The sequence below is a fragment of the Spirillospora sp. NPDC047279 genome, from assembly GCF_040643285.1.
In the GTDB taxonomy this organism is placed as follows: domain Bacteria; phylum Actinomycetota; class Actinomycetes; order Streptosporangiales; family Streptosporangiaceae; genus Spirillospora.
In genome coordinates this window covers 58,903-79,132 of record NZ_JBEYUA010000016.1, presented here as the reverse complement: position 1 = coordinate 79,132, position 20,230 = coordinate 58,903, and the positions used below count along the sequence as shown (strand labels likewise).

At 70.9% G+C, this 20,230-nt stretch carries 16 protein-coding genes; 6 read left to right on the top strand and 10 right to left on the bottom strand.

The annotated features are described in order from the left end of the window. Positions 1–57: 57 nt before the first annotated feature. Both ABZ810_RS34720 and ABZ810_RS34715 read right to left on the bottom strand, forming a co-directional pair. Entirely contained in the window at positions 58–984 is a 927-nt protein-coding gene (locus tag ABZ810_RS34720) for a hypothetical protein (RefSeq protein ID WP_358410488.1), read from the bottom strand. Continuing rightward, a complete protein-coding gene (locus tag ABZ810_RS34715; RefSeq protein WP_358410485.1) occupies positions 981–1,319 on the bottom strand; it encodes a PadR family transcriptional regulator in 339 nt (112 codons plus the stop codon). Before ABZ810_RS34715 ends, ABZ810_RS34720 begins: the two co-directional genes overlap by 4 nt. 223 nt (positions 1,320–1,542) lie before the next feature. Here ABZ810_RS34715 and ABZ810_RS34710 point away from each other — a divergent pair, with 223 nt between their 5' ends. Then, positions 1,543–2,856 (top strand): alpha/beta fold hydrolase, encoded by a 1,314-nt coding sequence (locus ABZ810_RS34710; RefSeq protein WP_358410483.1) that lies wholly within the window; start codon positions 1,543–1,545, stop codon positions 2,854–2,856. Between the two features lie 45 nt (positions 2,857–2,901). Here ABZ810_RS34710 and ABZ810_RS34705 read toward each other — a convergent pair whose 3' ends face one another. The 3 genes from ABZ810_RS34705 to ABZ810_RS34695 all read right to left on the bottom strand — a co-directional run bounded on the left by ABZ810_RS34705 (position 2,902) and on the right by ABZ810_RS34695 (position 5,434). Next, positions 2,902–3,222: a DUF1330 domain-containing protein gene (locus tag ABZ810_RS34705; RefSeq protein WP_358410482.1), complete on the bottom strand. Its 321-nt coding sequence runs from the start codon at positions 3,220–3,222 to the stop codon at positions 2,902–2,904. Between the two features lie 194 nt (positions 3,223–3,416). Then, complete coding sequence (locus ABZ810_RS34700) at positions 3,417–3,638, bottom strand: hypothetical protein (protein ID WP_358410481.1); 222 nt, start codon at positions 3,636–3,638, stop codon at positions 3,417–3,419. Positions 3,639–3,682: 44 nt separating this feature from the next. Further along, positions 3,683–5,434 (bottom strand): LLM class flavin-dependent oxidoreductase, encoded by a 1,752-nt coding sequence (locus tag ABZ810_RS34695; RefSeq protein ID WP_358410479.1) that lies wholly within the window; start codon positions 5,432–5,434, stop codon positions 3,683–3,685. Positions 5,435–5,731: 297 nt separating this feature from the next. Between ABZ810_RS34695 and ABZ810_RS34690 the strand changes: the two genes are divergently transcribed. Genes ABZ810_RS34690 through ABZ810_RS34680 form a run of 3 tightly spaced genes read left to right on the top strand, consistent with a single transcriptional unit; the run spans position 5,732 to position 8,039 of the window. Then, the gene (locus ABZ810_RS34690) at positions 5,732–6,739 is read left to right on the top strand and encodes a hypothetical protein (protein ID WP_358410478.1); all 1,008 of its coding nucleotides are present in this window, start codon (positions 5,732–5,734) and stop codon (positions 6,737–6,739) included. After that, positions 6,736–7,386: a hypothetical protein gene (locus ABZ810_RS34685; protein ID WP_358410477.1), complete on the top strand. Its 651-nt coding sequence runs from the start codon at positions 6,736–6,738 to the stop codon at positions 7,384–7,386. The genes ABZ810_RS34690 and ABZ810_RS34685 overlap by 4 nt, the downstream gene beginning before the upstream one ends. Then, the gene (locus tag ABZ810_RS34680) at positions 7,383–8,039 is read left to right on the top strand and encodes a hypothetical protein (protein WP_358410475.1); all 657 of its coding nucleotides are present in this window, start codon (positions 7,383–7,385) and stop codon (positions 8,037–8,039) included. Before ABZ810_RS34685 ends, ABZ810_RS34680 begins: the two co-directional genes overlap by 4 nt. A gap of 65 nt (positions 8,040–8,104) precedes the next feature. Here the strand turns inward: ABZ810_RS34680 and ABZ810_RS34675 are convergent, their stop codons facing one another. After that, positions 8,105–9,385, bottom strand: a complete 1,281-nt coding sequence (locus ABZ810_RS34675) for an IS701 family transposase (protein WP_358410474.1) — start codon at positions 9,383–9,385, stop codon at positions 8,105–8,107. Positions 9,386–9,597: 212 nt separating this feature from the next. On the opposite strand from ABZ810_RS34675, the gene ABZ810_RS34670 reads away from it, so the two are divergent. Both ABZ810_RS34670 and ABZ810_RS34665 read left to right on the top strand, forming a co-directional pair. Beyond that, complete coding sequence (locus ABZ810_RS34670; RefSeq protein ID WP_358410472.1) at positions 9,598–10,641, top strand: CoA transferase; 1,044 nt, start codon at positions 9,598–9,600, stop codon at positions 10,639–10,641. A 42-nt stretch (positions 10,642–10,683) separates the two neighbouring features. Then, complete coding sequence (locus ABZ810_RS34665) at positions 10,684–13,620, top strand: AAA family ATPase (protein ID WP_358410470.1); 2,937 nt, start codon at positions 10,684–10,686, stop codon at positions 13,618–13,620. Positions 13,621–13,880: 260 nt separating this feature from the next. On the opposite strand, the gene ABZ810_RS34660 is transcribed toward ABZ810_RS34665, so the two are convergent. The 4 genes from ABZ810_RS34660 to ABZ810_RS34645 form a co-directional block, all read right to left on the bottom strand. Next, a complete protein-coding gene (locus ABZ810_RS34660) occupies positions 13,881–16,280 on the bottom strand; it encodes a LuxR C-terminal-related transcriptional regulator (protein ID WP_358410469.1) in 2,400 nt (799 codons plus the stop codon). A 201-nt stretch (positions 16,281–16,481) separates the two neighbouring features. Further along, positions 16,482–17,297 carry a methyltransferase domain-containing protein gene (locus ABZ810_RS34655; protein WP_358410467.1) on the bottom strand — a complete coding sequence of 272 codons (816 nt, stop codon included), beginning with the start codon at positions 17,295–17,297 and terminating at the stop codon, positions 16,482–16,484. A gap of 85 nt (positions 17,298–17,382) precedes the next feature. Continuing rightward, positions 17,383–18,129 carry a hypothetical protein gene (locus tag ABZ810_RS34650; protein ID WP_358410466.1) on the bottom strand — a complete coding sequence of 249 codons (747 nt, stop codon included), beginning with the start codon at positions 18,127–18,129 and terminating at the stop codon, positions 17,383–17,385. A 137-nt stretch (positions 18,130–18,266) separates the two neighbouring features. After that, positions 18,267–20,204, bottom strand: a complete 1,938-nt coding sequence (locus tag ABZ810_RS34645) for an acyl-CoA dehydrogenase family protein (protein WP_358410464.1) — start codon at positions 20,202–20,204, stop codon at positions 18,267–18,269. Between the last annotated feature and the right edge of the window lie 26 nt (positions 20,205–20,230).

Below are 20,230 nucleotides of genomic sequence, written 5' to 3'. Positions count from 1 at the left end.
TCGGCCTTCGGCGTCAGCCTCCGGCCTTTGGCGCGGCCCTCCGACCACTATCCGCGCTCAGCGGACTTCGCGGAAGTTCTTGATGACGCTGGTGACGCTGACGACGAGCACGCCCAGCACGGCCACGGTGTAGAAGCCGTCGTACACCTTGACGTTCGCCACGAACTCGGGGCTGAAGAACTCGCGCTGGTAGAGGATCCAGGCGAGCGGCAGCGCGAACAGCGCCGTGGCCGCCGCGTACCAGGCGGCGAGCCGGACGGTCCAGCCGCGCACCCCGACGCGCATCAGTTCGAGGGTCACCATGCCGGCGAGACCGGCGAGGATGGGCCAGATCCAGCCGGACCACAGGGCGGGGTCGAGCACCTCGTAGTGCCGGCCGTCGACCTCGTACGGCTTCAGGGTGTGCTGCCCGACGATCGCGCCGATGAGCAGCGCGTTCCAGATCGCCGCCGCGACGGCCAGCTTGCTCCGGCGGTCGGTGAACCGGTCGTCGGGCAGGTCGTCGGGGGTCCAGGTGCCGGAGGTGGCGATCACGCCGTCCCGGAGGTTCGACCGTTCGATCAGGGCGAAGACGGCGGTCGGCCAGGCGACCAGCTGCGCGCCCACGGCGAACACCGCACCGATGCCCGCTCCGATGGCCGAGCCGGCGTCACCCCCGTCCACCAGGTCCAACGCCATCAGGAGGACCGTCACCACGGGCAGCACCGAGGTCAGCAGGACGGTCAGCAACCGGACGTACGCCGGGTAGAGCGCCGGCCCGATCAGTGCCAGCGGACGGTCGGCGTAGCGGGCGGCGAGCCGGATCGGGTCGCCCATCTCGGCGAGGACGGCGCGTTCGGCGTCGCCGGGGCCGCCCGGGTCACGGGCGTCCACGGTGTCGGCGATCGTCGTCCGCAACTCGTCGGCGAGCTCGGCGCGCTGGCCGGCGGGGACCCGCCGGACGACCTCCCGGACGTACCGGTCGGTCAAGGTGCTGGCACTCATTCGTTCTCCTTGGTCAGTCGCGCCATCGAGGCGACCAGGTCCTGCCATTCGCGGACGAGGCCGGCGCGGACGGCCGAGCCCTCCGGGCCGACCCGGTAGAACTTGCGCGGCCGCGCCTCGTCGGTGTTCCACTCGCTGGTGAGCAGGCCCTGCTTTTCCAACCGCCGCAGCAATGGGTAGAGGGTGTTGCCGTCGACGGTGACCCCGGCGTCGTTGAGCGTCTCGAGGAGCGCGTAGCCGTACTGCGGCTCCTCCAGCAGCGCCAGGCAGGCCAGGACGACCGTGCCGCGACGCAGTTCCTGGGCCTGGCTGAGGATCAGCTCTTCTGAGGTCACGAGATGCACTATACAGTGTGCCGCACACTATGCGCCACACACTATTGTGCGACCGTCTCCTGCCTGCGGCATCGCCGCTGTACCCGCGTCATAAGGCCGCGGACGGACGGCTGGGCGTTCGTCCAGACCGCGCCGCGCGCCCTTGACCCCCTTGCCGATGCGGCGGATGGTCACGGCGAACGAAAGATCACAACGAGCGGAACCCGAAGCACCTGGAGGTCTCGTGCGGCGCCTCATGGCCCTGGTGGCGGCAACAACACTCGTCCTCGGCCTGGCGGCCCCGCCCGGGAACGCACAGACCAGGCCCGGCGCGCACACCGGCCACCCGCGGCCGGTGGTCTTCGTGCACGGCTCCAGCGGATCGGGCGGCCAGTTCGAGACCCAGGCGCGGCGGCTGAACGGCAACGGCTACCGGACCGACCAGATCGAGGCGCACGAGTACGACTCGACGTTCAGCGTGAACACCCCCGCCCAGATCTACGCCGCGCTGGACGCCCGCATCGCCCGGCTGCTCGACCGGACCAAGGCCGACCGGATCGACCTCCTCGCGCACTCGCTCGGCACCGGCCTCATGCAGGCGTACCTGCGGAGCTCCCCGGACCGCGCGGCGAAGGTCGCGCACTACGTCAACCTCGACGGCGCGACCTCGGCCGACCAGCCGGGCGGCGTGCCCACGCTCGCCGTGTGGGGCGAGGGCTCCCCGGACCGCGCGGTGGGCGGCGCCGTCAACGTGCGCTTCCCGGACCAGTCGCACACCCAGGTCGTGACCTCGCCCGAGACGTTCGCCGAGTTCTTCCGGTTCTTCAACGGACGGGCCCCGCGGACGACGGACATCGTCACGCAGCGCCATGTACGGCTGTCAGGCCGTGCGGTGCTCTTCCCGACGAACGTGGGCGCGCAGGGAGCGCGGCTCGACGTCTTCCGGGTGGACCCGAGGACCGGCCGGCGCCTGACGCGGCGCCCGGAGGCCAGCCATCCGATCACCGGCGACGGCTCCTGGGGCCCGTTCAAGGCCGACGGACGCGCGCACTACGAGTTCGCCATCGTCTGGAGCGAGTCGTCGGTGCACCATCTCTACTTCCAGCCGTTCCGCCGCAGCGACGCGCTGGTCCGCCTGCTCACGAGCCGCCCCGGCGAAGGGCTCTCCGGACGGATGGAGACGAGCGATCGGCACACCAACCTGGTCGTCAACCGCCAGAAGGAATGGTGGGGCGACCAGGGCGCGGCGGGCGACTCACTGCGCGTCGACGGGCGAGAGGTGCTGAACGCCGCCATCGCGCCGCGCGCCAAGCGTGTCATCGGCCTCTTCGCCTTCGACAGGGGCGTGAACGGCGTCACCGATCTGAGCGCGCCGATCCCGGAGTTCTTCGCCCAGCCGTTCATGACCGGCCTGGACCTGTACGTGCCCAGCGGCCGCAGGCCGGTCCCGATCGTGGTGCGGCCGCGCGGTGGCGGGCCGGTCGACGTCCTCAACGTCCCGGCGCTGCCGTCGAGCACCCACCGGATCAGCCTCCAGTTCGACGACTACCCGTCCTGAGAACCGCGCCGGCGACCGGCCGGTACGCGACCGTACCGGCCGGTCCTAGCCGAGGATGTCGGTCGCCTTGTGGCCGTCCCCGGCGCCGTCGGCCAGGAAGATGTCCCCGACCGAGTTGTCGGCGCGGAACGGAATGATCGCCTGGTACGCGGCCGAGTCGTACCAGGCCCGGGCCGTCTCCATGTCGGGGAACTCGATCACGACCAGGTCGCCCTTGAAGTCCCCCTCCTTCATCTCGGGCGTCGCTCCGTGGATCAGGAACCTGCCGCCGAACGGCTCGAGCGTCGCGTCGATGCGCTTCAGGTATTCGACGATCCCCGGGCCCATCGTGACCTCGTGCAGGTGGCCCACACCGTATGCGGTCATCTCGTCCTCCCAGTCCGTGTTGTCCCGACACCCCTGATCCTGCCGCCCGCCCCTGCGGCGTGGCGATTACGCCAGAGGTAATGAGATCGCCGCAGAGGCGGGAGCAGCACAGACGGGAGCAGCACAGACGGGAGCAGCGCAGACGGAGCAGCAGAGACAGGAGCAGCACAGGCGGGAGCGGGGCGCGGGCGGGGTCAGTGGGGGAACCGGCGGGGCCGGCAGGTGGTGACGCCGTCGCGGAAGTCTTCGATGATCGTCGCGATCTGGCGGATCTGGCGGGTGTCCTCGATGCGGTCCAGGTAGGGGTTGTGGCGGGCGAGCCCGTCCAGGTCGACCGAGAAGTAGAGCGCCATCAGGGGGTTGATGAAGAGTTCGCTGCCGGACGTGCGGTCGGCGAAGCGCCCGTCCCCGAACATCGCCGGTGAACCTATGGGGCGAAACGCCCCGGTGGCAATGGATTTCAGTACGGCGACGGGCCTCCGAACATCTCGCTGATCTTGGGTGCCAGCTCGATGTCGCCGCGCAGTTTCAGCTTGCCGTCCATCAGCAGCGACGCGGGATTGGTGGTGCCGGCCAGCGTCCGCAGGAAGTCGGCCGTCCCGGTGCCGATCGTGAGCGCCGGCTCCCTGGCCTCGCCCATCCGTGCCCGGGCTCGGCCGTTCGCGATCCGCACGGTCCAGACGGTCGTCCTCCCGTCCGCCCGGCTCAGCCGGAACTCCAGCTCCCCCGCGAACCCGCCCGCGGCCGACGGGTCGTACTGCCGGGCCATCCCGGCGAAGAACACCCGCTGCGCCCGCGGCCCGAACCGCCGCTCGATCTCCGCGTCCGACCGCCCGTCCAGCAGCCGGAACAGGCCCTGCTGAACGCGTCGCCGCGCGGTCGAGCGGGCCTCGTCGCGCACCAGCGACAGGGCGGGACGGAGCCCCGCCGGCCGCCCGCCGCGGCGGACCCGGCGGGCGCGCACGAGCTCGGCGTCCTCGTCGATCCGGTAGCCAGGCGGCACCTTCCGCGCCGGAGCCCGCCGTGCCAGGGCGGCCTCGATCGCCGGCGCGAGCCGTTCGGCCTTGGCGGCCTCCCGCTCCTCGCGTCCCTCGGTGAAGCGCGGCAGCACCGACGTGCCGAACAGCTCGATGCTCTCGCAGATGTGCTCGTGCTTGTTGGGCCCGGCCTGGAGGACGAAGACGACCTGGTCGACGCCCGCCGTCTCGTACCGCCGCACGAGGTCGGCCACCTGGTCCGGTGTCCCCACCGCCCCCCGCAGCGACCCGACGTTGACGTTGAGCGCCTCGGCGTTGGCGATGATCTGGTCCCGGTCGAAGCCGCGCGCCGCCCGGCGTTCCTGGAACTCCTCCCACACGTTCGTCCGCCCCGGGTCGTGCGGCGTCGTCCCGTAGTAGTGCGCCAGCGCGAACCCGAAGAAGTGCGCGCCGTCGATCCCCCGGTCGATCGCCGTCTCCTCGTCCTCGTGCAGCATCATCGGCAGCACCACGGTCACGTTGGGGTTGACCGCGAACCCCGCCGGCACGCACTCGTCGGACTCGATGATCCGGTAGTACTCCCCGGTCCACCTGGCCGCGTCCTCGGGTTCGACGAACGAGAACGACAACGCCCCGATCCCGTTCCGCGCCGCGAAGTGGATGGTCTCCCGCCGCGAGCACGCCACCCACAACGGCGGGTGCGGCTTCTGCAGCGGCTTGGGGATCACGTTGCGCGGCGGCATCTGCACGTACCGGGACTCCCACCCGGCGAACGGCTCCTCCACGAACATCCGGGTGACCGCGTCGATCGCGTCCTCCCACTGGGACCGCTTGTCGGCGCGCCGCACGCCGAACCCGCCGAGCTCGGCGCTCGAACTCGACTCGCCGGTCCCGAGGTCGACCCGCCCGTCCGACACCAGGTCCAGCGTCGCGATCCGCTCCGCGACCCGCGCCGGATGGTTGACGTTCGGCGGCAGCTGAACGATCCCGTGCCCCAGCCGTATCCGCTTGGTCCGCTGCGACGCCGCCGCGAGGAACACCTCCGGCGCCGACGAGTGGCTGTACTCCTCCAGGAAGTGGTGCTCGACCTCCCACACGTAGTCGAACCCCACCCGGTCGGCGATCTCGACCTGCTCCAGCGCGTCCTTGTAGAGCCGGTGCTCCTCACCCTGGTCCCACGGCCTGGGCAGCTGGTGCTCGTAGAAGATTCCAAACCGGATCTCAACCACCTCCACCGTCGTGACCAGGCGAGACGCCCGGCGAACCGGACCCCACTCGGCCAGCCTCACCCGAGTTGGACCCCGCGTCAACGACCACCGCGCCCACCAATTCCGCGGCATACCGGGGCGGCACTTCCGAGTGGACGGACCGGCTGAGAAGCATTTTCCGGAGCCACCCCTTGTCAAGTGCGCCTGACACAAACGGAACGTGCGAAGAATGACCCTTCCCAGCTGGCCGAACACGGCCTTCCTAAAGAAGTCAGGAGGCGGGTAATCTCTCTGTCAAGTGTGGCGCAGAGCAGGAGCCCGCAGATGGAGCAACCAGCGATCACCAGCACCAAGGATCTCCTGCGCTCGTTGTACCTCAACCGCACGGGCATACTGCTGCTGATCATGCTGCTGGGCTCCATAGGACTGATCGCGATCTCCGCGAGAACCGCAGGGGCGGCCCAGCAGTTCTGGCTCGCCGTGGGCAGCGGAACGCTGGCGACGACCGTCTATTCAACCCTCCAGGTCTTCTTGACGACCACGCAGTTCGAGCACTTTCTGGTCGGCTCGATCCGGAGCGTGGTCGAGAGCGAGGTCGTCGTCCTCGCCGAGCGGGTGCTGCAAGAGTCGGACGAGACGCGGCACCGCTTCCTGCCGACGTCCCAGTATCCGGGATCGACCACGCCGGACCCGACCTTCAACCGTGACATCAACGCCAGCTTCCAGCGGTCCGACCTGTACATCTTCCGTGGGATGACCGGCAAGTACTCCGCCGCCCGGCTCGCCCTGCTACCCAAAACCCCGTCCCGGGTCCAGCTGATCATCGCGGATCCCACTGAGCCGAAGGCCGTCGACAACCGGGCCCGCCTTCTGCTGCGCAGGGGCGAGGTACCGGACCTGGACGAAGGGCGGAAAAAGGTCATTCATGACATTCACCTTGCCCTGGCGGGCATGCAATCAATCCACGCGCATTTCGACGAGCTCCAACTCTGCTTCACCCAGGATCCGTTCATCGATCGGGTGGAGATATTCGATCAGGAAATCTATGTCGAACTGTTCAGTGACGTCAGTGAGGCGCGGAGTTTTCCGCCCACCGTGCGATTCTCCCGTGAGTCGGTCGCCTACCAGACGCACTACCGGGACTGCAGCAGGCTGCTCTCGAGCTCTCTCGTCCGGAAGGTCACCATTCAGCGTGACAGCGACGCGAGGACCTACCTCAACGATCTGAAGGACCAAGCGTCGATTGACATCTCGATGGGCGACTTCGAGGCAGCCAGAGAAGAGTTCAGGGAGTTCAGGGAACGGGTCAAGGGGGAGCTGGTCTCGCCATGAAGTTCACATCCCTCGGCGGGTTGGTGACGGAGCTAGAACTCCTGGGGTGGGCGGCACAGGCCGTCCATGACCGGATGGAACATGCCCTCCGCCGGTTCTACGACGACATGCGCGGCGAGCTCGCCAGGGAGCTCGCCGCCTTGGCCGACGAGGACTTCGCGGAGATCGTCGGAAGGTCCCGGGAGACCTCGACGCACTACAAGTGGTCGCTGATGGACGACCCTGCGAACGATTTCAAGATCTGGCTACATGAGTACAAGGACGGCGCTCACCGAGGTTCGGGATACGCGCGGAGCATTCACAATCACCGGTATCCACTATCGTCGCTCATCCTGTACGGCAGCTACAAACATACAAAACTCGCCATAGACGACATGTCAGAGCAAAGCAGACGATTGCGCATCACCACCGAACAGAAACTCGACCCTGGCAGCGTGTACACCATTACCACGAACGAACTGCATTCCATCAGCGATATCAGGGATCACACCATCACCCTCGTCGTCCAACACAGAACCATTCGATCATTTAGCATAAGCATTGACCCCCAATCATTGCGGACGATCAGGCATTACCCTATCGAGGAGCGCCATGTCAACCTCAGAGAATGCCTTGAACCCGCTGGCGAAAGAGCGAGCGGATCATGACCTGTCAGGATGATAAAAGGATCACCAAACTACAAGATCTCATCTTCGTTCTTTACCAGGAGATCGGCACATCAGTCCCGTTTCACGGCTGGCATCACATAGATTTCGTACGCAACAAGGCCGTCGAATTCGCCCGGCAACGAGGGGCCGACTCCGCGCTGGTGGAGGCGGCCGCACTGGTGCACGATCTGAACTACATAGCGGAGAAGGACTCTGGACCACAGGCCGGACACCAGTTGCGGCGGCAGTGCCTTCAAGACGCCGGCTTCAACGAACTGGACATCCACGAGGTGGAAAAACTGGTCGTGGAGTCCCACACCGCCACGCGCACGGCTTCGATCTCGCTCGCCGGGACGGCACTGAGCGACGCGGACACGCTTTTCAAGGCGCTGCCCATCACACCGGTCGTTTTCGCTCCGCGTTACCTGGAGGAGAACAACATCGATCTCCTGACGCTCTGCGAGAAAATCATCGGAGAGCAGGAGCCGCTCCTGAAGGCCGGGATCTACTTCTACGACGAGCGCGTGCGTGATCGATATCTCCCGTGGGCCGAGGCGAATCTGCAACTCTGGCGCTGTGTCGCCGAAGCCTTGAACGACCCCGACGTCACCACTCTGCTGAAGCAGATCAACGACGCCCTTCATCGCCCGTAAGGCGTCGACGCATGCGGATACCGCCGGCGACCGCTACCTAATACTCCAGTGGTAAGTCGTGATCTTCATGGTTGTCGGGTGGTGGATTGGCGTTGGTAGTGGCAGTTGCGGGCGTGGGCTTGGTGGCGTCGTCGCCACTGTGACCAGCGCAGATGGTGCCCGGCTGCGGGAGGTGTGTTGGTGGTCAGCCTGGTCAGCAGGCGCTGGACCTCGGCCAGAGTCATCGGGATGAGGCCGGGTTCGTCGTGTTGATGGGCTCGCTCTGTGGTGGTGAGGGCGGCGAGGAAGGCGTGGGCGAGCATGGCCAGGGTGGTCCACCGATACCAGGACTTCCAGGTGCGGACCTGGTGCTGGTCCAGGCCGCACAGACCCTTGCCGGCCTGGAACGATTCCTCGATCGTCCAGCGCCGCCCGGCGACTTTGACCAGCGCCGCCAGCGGGACCCGATGGGGCGAGTAGCAGCGATAGAACGCCAGCTCACCCGTGCTGCGGTTACGCCGGATCAGCAGCCAGCGGTGCCCGCCCAGGTCCCGGTTGATGTCGCGGTCGATGTCGACCAGTGCCCAGGAGTAGAACCGGTGTCCCTTCGCGCCGGGTCCGGCGGACATGCACTGCCATGCTCTCTTTGGCAGGGTGGCGGCGACCTGGTCGACGCGGCGGGCGCCGATGCCCAGGGTGACCCGGTGGCTGGAGGCGACGGCCAACACGTAGCCGACTTGCCGGGACTCCACCTCACCTCGCAGGTCGGGGCTTTGGCCGTAGACCTCGTCGCCGGTCACCCACCCGGACGCCACTCCGGCGTCCAATGCGCGGGCGACCATGCGAGCGGCCAGCTCGCCCTTGGTGGCGAACCGCACCTCGTCGGGCACTCCGGCCGCCTCGCGCCGGTCGGCGTCGGCGGCCCACACCTTCGGCAGATACAGCTCCCGGTCGATGAAGGCGTGCCCGGCATCGGTGGCATAGGCCAGGAACACCGCGACCTGGCTGTTCTCGATCCGCCCGGCCGTGCCGGTGTACTGGCGCTGCACCCCGACACTGGCGACGCCCTTCTTCAGGTCGCCGGTCTCGTCCACCACCAGCACCGCATCCTTGCCGCCGCCTGGGCCGCCGAGGTGTTCCACGACGTAGGAGCGCAGGTCATTGCGTACCTGGTCGGCATCCCAGGACGCCCGAGACAGCAAGTACTGCATCCCGTACGGGGTGGCATCACCTGCGTGCTCGGCGAGCGTCCAGCAGTTCTTGCGCGGCGACTCGGCCAGCAACCCTGACACCAATCCACGGGCCCGCCGCCGCGACTCCACCCGCGCGAACCTGCAGGCCACACGGCCAATCAGATCCTCGAACATCACCTGCCACCGGCCGCGGTCTACGCTATGCCCAGCGGCCACCGCACGATCTTCGGTTGTCTTCACAAACCCCGATGATCACGCGGTGGCCGCCCTCGTTCTCAGACACCCTCACCAGCAAGATCACGACTTACCACTGGAGTACTAACCCATTGAACGCTTGAACAAGCGCTCGCTTGACGGGATGGGGGGCCGGGCGGCACGGTGGGGCGATGGCGCTGCTGGACGGGTTGCGGGTTCTCGATCTCACGATGTGGCGGCCGGGGCCGTACGCCACGCAGTTGCTGGCCCAGCTGGGCGCGGACGTGATCAAGGTCGAGCCGCCCGGCGGGGAGCCGATGCGGATGTTCCGGAGCCATTTCGACCTCCTCAACCAGCACAAGCGCAGCATCGTGCTCGACCTCAAGGACGACGCGGACCGGGCGAGGTGCCTGGAGCTGGCGGCCGGGGCCGAGGTGTTCGTGGAGGGGTTCCGGCCGGGGGTCGCCGACCGCCTGGGCGTGGGCCATGCGGTGGTGCGGGAGGCCAACCCGGCGCTGGTCTACTGCTCGCTCTCGGGGTACGGGGCGGAAGGGCCGCTGGCGGACGTTCCCGGGCATGACGTCAACTACCGCGCCTACACGGCGGCGCTGCCGGAGGACGCGGTGTCGCCGGACGCCGACGAGCTGCCGGTGGCCGACATGGCGGCGGCGACGATGGCCGCGTTCGCGATCACGGCGGCGTGCCTGAAGGCGCGCGCCACCGGGGTCGGCGACCGCATCGACCTGGGCATGGCGGACGTGCTGGCCGGATGGGTGGGGACGGTGCCCACCGCGACCAGGCGGAACGGCGGGGCGGGCCCGGTGCCGGGGTACGGGGTCTACCGGACCAGGGACGGCCACAAGATCACGCTGGGCGTGGTCTCGGAGGAGAAGCTCTGGGCCGCCACCTGCGGGGCGCTGGGCCTCGACGGGGCGGACGTCCCGTTCCTGGAACGGCTGGGGCGCGTGCGCGAGCTGGACGAGGCCGTCGCCGCGGCGGTGGCCCGGCTCACCCGGGACGAGGCGGTCGAGCGGCTCACCGCGGCGGGTGCTCCGGTGGCGCCGCTCCTGACCCGTGCCGAGATGATGGAGCACGATCATTTCCGGGCCCGGGGGGTGATCGACGGCGGCACGGTGGGCAGTCCCGTCCGGACGACGGTCCATCCGCCGCTGGGGGCGGGGGGCGTCTCGGAGCTGGACGAGCACCGGGGGCAGGCCTGGCGTCTCAGGGGCTGATATTCGGGTGGGTTCGTCGTACTCACCTGGCATTCTGGGGACGTGAGCGCGCGCGTGGTGGGTCCGATGCTGGTCGGGCGGTCGGCCGAGCTCGGTGATCTTGAAGAGGCGCTGGCCACGGCGCCCGGGGCCGTGCTGATCGGTGGCGAGGCCGGGCTGGGCAAGACCCGGCTCGTCCGCGAGTTCGCCGGTGCGGTCGACCGGGCCGGGGCCCGGCTGCTGGTCGGCGGCTGCCTGGAGCTGGGGTCCGACGGCCTGCCGTTCGCCCCGTTCACCACCGTGCTGCGCCGCCTGGTGCGCGACATCGGCATCGACGGGGTGGCCGAGCTGCTGCCGCGCGGCGACACCTCCGGGCTGGCGCGGCTGCTGCCCGAGTTCGGCGAGCCGGAGACCGACGCGGCGTCGGGCGAGGAGCGCGCCCGGCTGTTCGAGCTGGTGCTCACCCTCCTGGAGCGGCTGGCCGAACGGCAGGCGCTGGTGCTGGTGATCGAGGACGCGCACTGGGCCGACCGGTCGACCAGGGACCTGCTGGCGTTCCTGGTCAGGAACGCCGTGTCCACCCCGCTGCTGACCGTGGTGACCTACCGCGCCGACGAGCTGCACCGCGCGCATCCGCTGCGGCGCCTGCTGGCCGAGCTCGTCCGGATCGACAAGGTCCGGCGGGTGGAGCTGCCGCGCCTGTCGCGCGCCGAGGTCGCCGAGCTGGCCGCCGGGATCCTCGGGTCGGAGCCGTCCGCCCAGCTGGTCGAACGTATCCACGCGCGCAGCGAGGGCAACCCGCTGTTCATCGAGGCGCTGCTCGACAGCGACGGCACGCTGGCGCGGGAGATCCCCGAGTCGCTGCGCGACCTGCTGCTCGCCGGCGTGCAGCGGCTGCCGGAGGAGACCCAGGAGGTGCTCCGGGACGCCAGCGGCGGCGGCACCCGCATCGAGCACGCCCTGCTCGCGGCGGTCTCCGGGCTCGACGACGGCGCGCTGACCCGCGTCCTGCGGCCCGCGGTCGCGGCGAACGTGCTGGTGGTCGACGGCGACGGCTACGCGTTCCGGCACGCGCTGATCCGCGAGGCCCTGCACGACGACCTGCTGCCCGGCGAGCACACCCGCCTGCACACCCGTTACGCGCAGGCGCTGGAGAACGCCCCGGGCCTGGTCCCGGCGGGCCGGTTGTGGGTGGAGCTGAGCCACCACTGGAACGCCGCGCACGACGCGACGTGGGCGCTGGTCAGCTCGTCCCGCGCGGCCGCCGACGCCCACATGGCGCTCGCCTACGCCGAGTCGCTGGCGATGTTGTCGCGCGTCCTGGAGTTGTGGGAGCGGGTGCCGGACGCGGCCGAGCGCATCGGCGCCGACCACACCGAGGTCCTGGAGAAGGCGGTGGCCGCCGCCGACCTCGCGGGCGAGTACGAGATCGGCATCAAGCTCGCCACCGCCGCGCTGCGCGAGGTGGAGGCGGCGGGCGGGCCTGCCGCGCGGCGCGCGGGCCTGCTGGAGCTGCGCGGCCGGATGCGGCACGACCTCGCCCGGCACGGGTTCGTCGAAGACCTGCGCGAGGCGGTGCGCTGCCTGCCGCCCGAGCCCTCGGTCCTGCGCGCCCGCACGCTGGCCACGCTGGCGCAGTACGTCCGCCTCACCACCGACAAGCACGAGGCCCGCGCCGCCGCCCTGGAGTCCCTGGAGATCGCCCGCACGCTCGGCGACGTGACGGCGGAGGCCGAGGCGCTCATCACGCTCTTCTGCGTCGACATCGACTACGACGGTGACGAGCAGGTGCTCGCCGAGGCCGAGGCCGCCGCCCGGCGTTCGGGCACCCACCGGGTCCTGCTGCGCGCGGCGGTGATCAAATCGCACTTCCTCGAGGGCTGCGGCCGGCACGCGGAGGCCGCCGAGGTGGCCCGCCGCGGGGTGGACCTCGCCGAGGAGTTCGGCGCCGGCCGGACCAAGGGCACGTTCCTCGGCATCAACCTCGCCGAGCCGCTGGTGTCGCTCGGCCGCTGGGACGAGGCGTTCACGGTCCTGACGGAGTCGCTCGCCCAGGAGCCGGCGATCACGATCCGGACGTCGCTGATGGTGCTGCTCGGCGAGGTCGCGGTCGCCCGCGGCGATCTGGCGACCGCCGGCGCGTGGCTGGAGGCGGCACGCGACGTCATGGAGCACGACCTCTACACGCGCAAGACGCAGGACTACTTCGCCACGCTGCGGATGAAGGCCGGGCTCCGGCTCGCCGAGGGCCGGCCCGCCGAGGCGCTGGAGGCGGTGGCGTCGGTGATCCCCACGACCGGCCTGCCGGACGACAGCCGCTACGCCTGGCCGGTGATGGTGCTCGGCGCGGCCGCCTGTGCCGCGCTGGGCGACCGGGCGCTGATCGCCGGCGCCCCCGCGCTCCCCCAGATCGAGGAACGCGCCGCCGGGCTCGACGTTCTCGGCTCCCTGCAGGAGGCCCACCAGGTCACCTTCGCCGCCGAGGTCGCCCGCGCCCGCGGGGTGCTCGACCTCGCCGCCTGGGACACCGCGTCCGCCACCTGGGAAAAGCTCGGCCAGCCTTATTCGCAGGCCACCGCCCTGTTCCGGGCGGGCGAGGCCGCGCTGCACGACGGCGACCGCGACGGTGCCGCCGAACGCCTGCGCCGCGCCGCCGCGCTGGCCGGCGAGCTCAAGGCCGCGCCGACGTGCGCCGCGATCGACGACCTCTTCCGGCGGGCGCGTCTCAGCCGTACGGCGGGACGTGCGGACGCCGGGGCCGGGGCCGGGGCCGGCGCGGCCTCGGGCCCGCCGCTGGGCCTGACGCCGCGCGAGCTGGAGGTGCTGCGGCTGGTCGCCGACGGCCAGAGCAACCGCGAGATCGCCGAGGGGCTCTACATCTCGGTGAAGACGGCCAGCGTGCACGTCTCCAACATCCTGACCAAGCTGGAGGTCGCGAGCCGCGGCGAGGCCGCGGCCACCGCGCACCGCCTCGGCCTCTTCCCGCCACCGCGGGTCTAGCAGGCCCGGCTCGCCCCTGCGGGGCCACGGAAGTTCCCGGACGTGGTCTGGATCCGGAAGCGGGAGCCTCCCCTCCCGGGCTCCCGCCCCCGGATCGTCGGACCACACGGGAACTTCAGTGGTTGCCTTCCGGATGACGGCCCGAGGAAGCACGCGGCGCTTCTCCGCTATGAAGAGGCGGTCCGTCACCCGTCCAGCGGGTCCTTAGTCTTGCCGACCTAGGTCATCGAAGGCATCGGGAGACATCCCGATAGACGTACCTAAAAATCTCCGCGTACGGAATGCGGGCGTTCGGCGACCCAGGCCGCGATCTGCGTGCGCGAGGCCATCTCAAGCTTGGCGAGGATGTGCTCCAGGTGGGAGTCGACCGTGCGCTTGGCGATGACCAGACGTTGCGAGATCTGCCGGTTGGACAGGCCCTGCGCGACGAGCGCGGCGATCTCGCGTTCGCGCCGGGTGAGCGGCGCCCACGGGTCGCCGTCCGCCGCCGAACGCGACCGGGTGTCGAGGGCGTGCTCGATGGCCTCGTCGAGGCTCAGCCGCCGCCCCTCGTCGTGGAACACCTGCCAGCCGCGTTCGCCCAGGGTGGCCTTGACGTCGCCGGCCACGACGTCGCGCAGCGCCAGGTAGGCGGGGCCGAAGAACATGGGCGCACCGACCGTCCGCCACATCCGGTCGGCGGCGCCGAACAGCCGTGCCGAACGTTCGTACGATCCGGTGAAGCCCGCGCAGCCGGCGGCCAGGTCGAGCGCCATCGCGCCGCCGAGCCGGTCGTTGAGCGCGCGCATGAGGTGCAACGTCTGCCGCGCCTCGACCTCGGCCTTGCGCGGTTCGCCCTGAAGGCAGAACGCGAGCCCGCGCACCCATGTCGCGTACGCCAGGCACCACTGCTCGCCGCACGCCGCGCTCACCACCCGGCATTCCTCGCAGTATTCGAGGGCCTTGTCGATGTCGCCGGTGAGGCAGTGCAGCGCCGCGAGCAGCGGCAGCCGCAACATCGTCCAGATGTCGCCGCCGGGCGCGGGCTCGGCCAGCAGCGGCCGCGCGGCCTCCAGGTCGCCGCGGAAGAACGCGACGAGCCCGGCGAGCTCGACCGCGTAGGCACGGTCGAGGCCGCCCGACGCCAGCGGCGCGGCCTCGGTCTGGAAACCCTCGGCGGCGTCGAGGTCGCCCTGCAACGCCGCCAGCAGCCCGGCCAGGCACAACGCCCTGGCCCGCCCGGACGGGGCCTCCGGTGGCCCGGAGTCGGCGGCGAGAGCCTTGCCGAGCCAGATCCGTCCCTCGCCGAGCAGCCCGGCGGAGAACCAGAACTGCGCCAGCGCGGCGGCCATCCGCAACGCCTGCGGCCCCTCGTCCGGCGTGGTCACCGAGTAGTCGAGGGCGGCGCGCAGGTTGTCCTGCTCGCGGCGCAGCCGGCCGAGCCGCTCGGCCTGGTCGGCGCCGAACGCCTCGGCCTCGGCGTAGAGGGCGAGCCCGAGGTACCAGTCGCGGTGCCGCCGGCGCAGCCGGTCGAGCCCGCCGCCGGTCTCCCTCCCGGCGAGCAGGTCGCCGCCGTACTCGCGCAGCGTGTCGAGCATCCGGTAACGCCGGCCGCCCTCCTCGCGCAGGACGATCGACTTCTCCACGAGCCGCGCCAGCGTCTCGTAGACGGTGTCGGCCGGCATGCCGGGCCCGCCGGCGGCGTCAGGGTGCGCGTCGTCAGAGTCCGCGCACACGAATTCGGCGGCGGCCAGATCGAACCCGCCGGGGAACACGCTGAGCCGGGCCCACAGCAGCACCTCCCGCGGGGTGCACAGCTCGTGGCTCCACTGCACCGCGGCCCGCAACGTCTGGTGCCGGGACCGGCCGGCGCGCTGCGCGCGGTGCGTGCCGAGCATGCGGAACCGGTCGTCGAGGCGTTCGACGAGCTGCTCGACCGACAGCGCGCGCAGCCGGACGGCCGCGAGCTCGATCGCGAGCGGGATGCCGTCGAGCCGGCGGCACAGCCGGGCCACGGCGGGCAGGTCGGCGTCGTCGAGGGTGAAGCCGGGCACGACGGCGGCGGCACGGTCCACGAAGAGCGCCACCGCGTCCGACGCCGCGATCGCCTCGCCCTCCGCGCCGTCGACGCCCTCCGCACCGGAGGATCCGCCGGCGCTCCCGGCGTCGGCGGCGTCCGGCAGGCTGAGCGGCGGCAGCACCATCGTGTGCTCGCCCAGCACGTCCAGCGACTCGCGGCTGGTGGCGAGGATGTGCAGCCGCGGCGCGGCCCGCAGCAGCACCTCCGTCAGGATCGCGCAGGCGTCGACCAGATGCTCGCAGGTGTCGAGGACGAGCAGCAGCTCCCGGTCGGCCACGTGGTCGGCGAGCATGTCGAGCCGGTCGCGCGCCGACTGGTCGGGCACCTGGAGCACCTCGGCCACGGTGTGCGCGAGCAGTTCGGCGTCGCGCAACGCCGACAGGTCGACGAACCACGCGCCGTCCGCGAACGCCGGGCGGGCCTCCCCGGCCAGCCGCAGGGCGAGCCGGGTCTTGCCGACCCCGCTCGTCCCCGTCAGCGTCACCAGCCGGGACGCCTCCAGAAGCCGCGCGCCCTCGGCGAGCTCGCGCTTACGTCCGACGAACCTGGTCACCTCTGCGGGCAGCCTGCCCGCCTGCCGTTCCAGCGCAATGCTCGTCACGGGCCGCCTCGGGTCGCATCGCCGGTCGGCTCGACCGGCTTGTCGGGGGATCTCCCGGCATGCTACCCGCCCGAACACGAGTCGAGAGGGCCCGATCACACACCGTGTTCGCGGCGGGTGAGGCGTTCACGATCAGTGCGGGACGCGGGCCAGGTCGGTGCGGACCGTGGACCACCACTGCAGTGCGGCACGCGGGCCGGGTCAGTGCGGGACGCGGGCCACGCAGAAGACCGTCTGGCCGAACGGCGGCCGGACCACGCGCTCGATGGCGCGGGTGGCCGGGATGACCGTCCGGTCGTAGATCTTGACCAGGCGCGGGTCGGGGTAGCCGGCGCCGCCGCGGCGCACCGCGGCCCACCAGGCGATGCCGCCCAGGAAGTTGATCGGCTTGAGCACCTCGGGGGTCAGCCCCGCACCGCGGACCGACGCCTCGAGCGTGGCCGGGGTGTAGCGGGTGACGTGCCCGACCTTGCGGTCGAACTCGCCGTACAGCTGCATGTAGCCGGGCACCCAGATGACGATGCGGCCGCCGGGCTTGGTGACCGAGGCGAGGTCGCGCAGCGCCTGCACGTCGTCCTTGATGTGCTCCAGGACGTTCATCATCACGACGGTGTCGACCTGCTGCCGGATGTCGATCTCGGCGGGCAGCTCGAGGTCGAGGACCTCGACGTCCGGGTCCTCGTCGTAGCGCTTGCGCAGCTCGCCGACGCAGTACGGGTCGTTGTCGCTCACGGCCAGGTAGTCGAGCCGGCCGCTGAACTGCTCGGAGAAGTGACCGAGGCCGGACCCGATCTCCAGCAGGGAGCGGCCCACGTGCGGGGCCACCATGTCGTACTCGTACTTGCGGTAGTTGCGCGCCTCGTCACCGCCCAGGTGGTTTTCCAGGGCGCCCTCGCCCGCCGCGGGCTGGACGAGCTCGCCGTCGCCCGCGGTCGGCGCGGCGGCCTGCTGGGGCTTGCTGCCGAGGACTTTGAGGAGCGTCCCGGCGATGGACTTCTTCTGACCTGGTGAGTGCATACTTCCCGCTCGCTGGGTGCGTTGTCGCGCAAAGGTCGAGTCAGTCTAGTAGACGGCGGATGCCCTCGAGCCTCGGCCGCGCGTTTCAGCCCCGGACGCCGCGGAGATCGCTGCGGTCGCGCGTGCCGCGGCGCTGCGACCGCGAGCCGGCGAGATGCCAGGTCACGTCGCCGTAGCGCACGGCGTAGAGGTGATCACGGTGAGCTCGCTCACGTTCGCTGGGACGGCGTGTGGCCGCGATGCCGTATTCGTCCACGACCCCGCACAACACCGCCGCGCGGACCGCGTCCATGGACGCCTCGAGGCCCGCCTCGGCCAGCGTGCGCTGCGCGGCCGGCGCGCCCGCGGGCGCGATGTAGGTCTGGCCCTGCAACGGCGTCACGTGCACCGCGACGTGCGTCAGCGTGGCGCGCGCCGTGCGGATGCGGCCGACCTGCATGATCCCGTCGCGGAGCGCGGCGGCCGGGAGGCCGAAGCCCTCGACGGCCGTGGCCACGAGCACGTCGAGATCGGGCCGCGCCCCGGACCGGGGCCGCCAGGGCTCCGCGCACCGCCGGCCCGGCGCCGCGCGGACGAGCGTCACGTTGAGCGTGCCGGAGTCGGTGAACACGGCGCCGCCGCCGCTGGCCCGCCGGACGACCCGGACGCCGTCGCGGGCGCAGGAGGCCAGGTCGGCGCAGCGGGCGACGTCCTGGAACCGGCCGACGACGACGCTCGGCGCGTTCTGCCAGATGCGGAGCATGGGCAGCGGCGTGCCGACGCGGACCAGCGCCTCGTCCAGGGCGAGATTCCACGCCGGGTCACGCATCTCGTCGACGATCACACTGAGCATCCGCTACCCCCAGGGACCACCGCGGCACTGCCGGGTGAGTGCAACATATCGGCCCTCCGCCCAGAACACAGTCGGAGAGTTTTCATATGGTGACACTGTGCAATGATCCCCGGTCAGACGGGGCGGTGGGGGCGGAATCAGGCGATCGGCCGGTGCACATTCTCCTTACCGGACGGTCCTGGCGCGGCGTCGGCGATCCAGGGGCCGGGGATGGAGGGGTCGAGCACGCCCGCCTCGACCCAGGTGAACTCGCCCGCGAGCACCTGCCGCGCGACCTTGCCGTCCAGGGCGTCGGTGTTGCGCCAGAGCCCGTCGAAGAGCTCCTCGATCCGCACGCGCGCCTGCCGGCAGAACGCGTCGGCCAGCCTCAGCGCGGACGCGCCGGGGGCGGTGTCGCCCACGGGCTCGCCGATCGTGTCGCTGTCGGCCGCGGCGCGCACGCACACGGCGCTCATCGCGTAGAGCTCGGCGCCGATGTCGACCATGCGGCCGAGGAAGCCCTGCTTGTATTCGAGCCCGCCCTGCCAGCGCCCGGCGGCGTAGAAGGTCGAGCGGGCGAGCTTGCGGGACGCACGTTCGACGTAGCGCAGGTGCCCGGCCAGCGGCCCGAACTCGCCGTACGCGCCCGGCCGCCGCCCCGCGCCGGTGACCAGCGTCGGGAGCCAGCGCGCGTAGAAGCCGCCGGCGCGCGCCGCCGCCCGCGCCTTGTCGCCGCGCGAGGCGTCCGGGTCGATGATGTCGCCGGCCACCGAGAGGTGGGCGTCGACCGCCTCGCGCGCGATGAGCAGGTGCATGATCTCGGTCGAGCCCTCGAAGATCCGGTTGATGCGCAGGTCGCGCACCGCCTGCTCGGCGGGCACGCCGCGCTCGCCCCGCGCGGCCAGCGACTCCGCGGTCTCGTAACCGCGCCCGCCGCGCACCTGGACGAGCTCGTCGGCGATGCGGGACGCCATCTCCGACGCCCACAGCTTGGCCAGCGCGGCCTCGATGCGGATGTCGTTGCGCTCGTCGTCGGCCAGCTGGCTGGACAGGTCGAGCATGGCCTCCAGGGCGTACGCGGTGGCGGCGATGAACGCGATCTTCTTGGAGACGGCCTCGTGCTCGCCGACCGGGCGGCCCCACTGCACCCGTTCCTTCGACCACTCGCGTGCGATCTTGGTCGACCACTTGCCCGCCGCCGCGCACATGGCGGGCAGCGACAGGCGCCCGGTGTTGAGGGTGGTCAGGGCGATCTTGAGCCCGGCGCCCTCCTTGCCGATGAGGTTGGCGGCCGGGACCCGCACGTCGTGGAAGCGGGTGACGCCGTTCTCGATGCCGCGCAGCCCCATGAAGGCGTTGCGGTGCTCGACCGTGATGCCCGGCGAGCCCGCCTCGACCACGAAGGCCGAGATCCCGCCGCGGTGTCCCTCGGACTCGGGGACTCGCGCCATGACCACGACGAGGTCGGCGACGACGCCGTTGGTCGTCCACAACTTGACGCCGTTCAGCACGTACTCGCCGCCGTCCTCGCTGGGCACCGCGGTGGTGCGCAGCCGCGCCGGGTCCGAGCCGACGTCCGGCTCGGTCAGCAGGAACGCGCTGATCTCGTTGACGCAGCGCGGCAGCCAGGTCTCCTTCTGCTCGGCGGTGCCGAAGAGCTTGATCGGCTGCGGGACGCCGATGGACTGGTGCGCGGAGACCAGCGCGCCGAGCGCCGGGCTGGCCGATCCGATGACCATCAGCGCGCGCCCGTAGTGCAGCTGCCCGAGCCCGAGCCCGCCGTGGCTCTCCGGGATCTTCATGCCGAGCGCGCCGAGCGCGCGCAGCCCCTTGATGACCTCGTCCGGGATACGCGCCTCGCGTTCGATCAGCGCCCCGTCGACCTTGGTCTCGCAGAACTCCCGCAGTCGGGCCAGGAATTCGTCGCCCTTACGCCGCGCCTCGGCCTCCGGACGCGGATGCGGGTGAATGAGGTCAAGGCGGAAGTCGCCCAGGAACAGCTGCTTTCCAAAGCTGGGAAGACGCCATTCCGCCTCCCGTGCTTCCTCGGCCACCTTGCGGGCGGTGCGCTCGTCTACGCGGCTCGGCTGGGTCATACCGGCTCCTCAGCGTTGTTTCCGGC

Coding starts and splice junctions, on each gene's coding strand:
- ABZ810_RS34720 (WP_358410488.1), bottom strand. CDS start 984: ATGAGTGCCAGCACCTTGACCGACCGGTACGTCCGGGAGGTCGTCCGG.
- ABZ810_RS34705 (WP_358410482.1), bottom strand. CDS start 3,222: ATGACCGCATACGGTGTGGGCCACCTGCACGAGGTCACGATGGGCCCG.
- ABZ810_RS34700 (WP_358410481.1), bottom strand. CDS start 3,638: ATGTTCGGGGACGGGCGCTTCGCCGACCGCACGTCCGGCAGCGAACTC.
- ABZ810_RS34690 (WP_358410478.1), top strand. CDS start 5,732: ATGGAGCAACCAGCGATCACCAGCACCAAGGATCTCCTGCGCTCGTTG.
- ABZ810_RS34685 (WP_358410477.1), top strand. CDS start 6,736: ATGAAGTTCACATCCCTCGGCGGGTTGGTGACGGAGCTAGAACTCCTG.
- ABZ810_RS34680 (WP_358410475.1), top strand. CDS start 7,383: ATGACCTGTCAGGATGATAAAAGGATCACCAAACTACAAGATCTCATC.
- ABZ810_RS34675 (WP_358410474.1), bottom strand. CDS start 9,385: ATGTTCGAGGATCTGATTGGCCGTGTGGCCTGCAGGTTCGCGCGGGTG.
- ABZ810_RS34670 (WP_358410472.1), top strand. CDS start 9,598: ATGGCGCTGCTGGACGGGTTGCGGGTTCTCGATCTCACGATGTGGCGG.
- ABZ810_RS34655 (WP_358410467.1), bottom strand. CDS start 17,297: ATGCACTCACCAGGTCAGAAGAAGTCCATCGCCGGGACGCTCCTCAAA.
- ABZ810_RS34650 (WP_358410466.1), bottom strand. CDS start 18,129: ATGCTCAGTGTGATCGTCGACGAGATGCGTGACCCGGCGTGGAATCTC.
- ABZ810_RS34645 (WP_358410464.1), bottom strand. CDS start 20,204: ATGACCCAGCCGAGCCGCGTAGACGAGCGCACCGCCCGCAAGGTGGCC.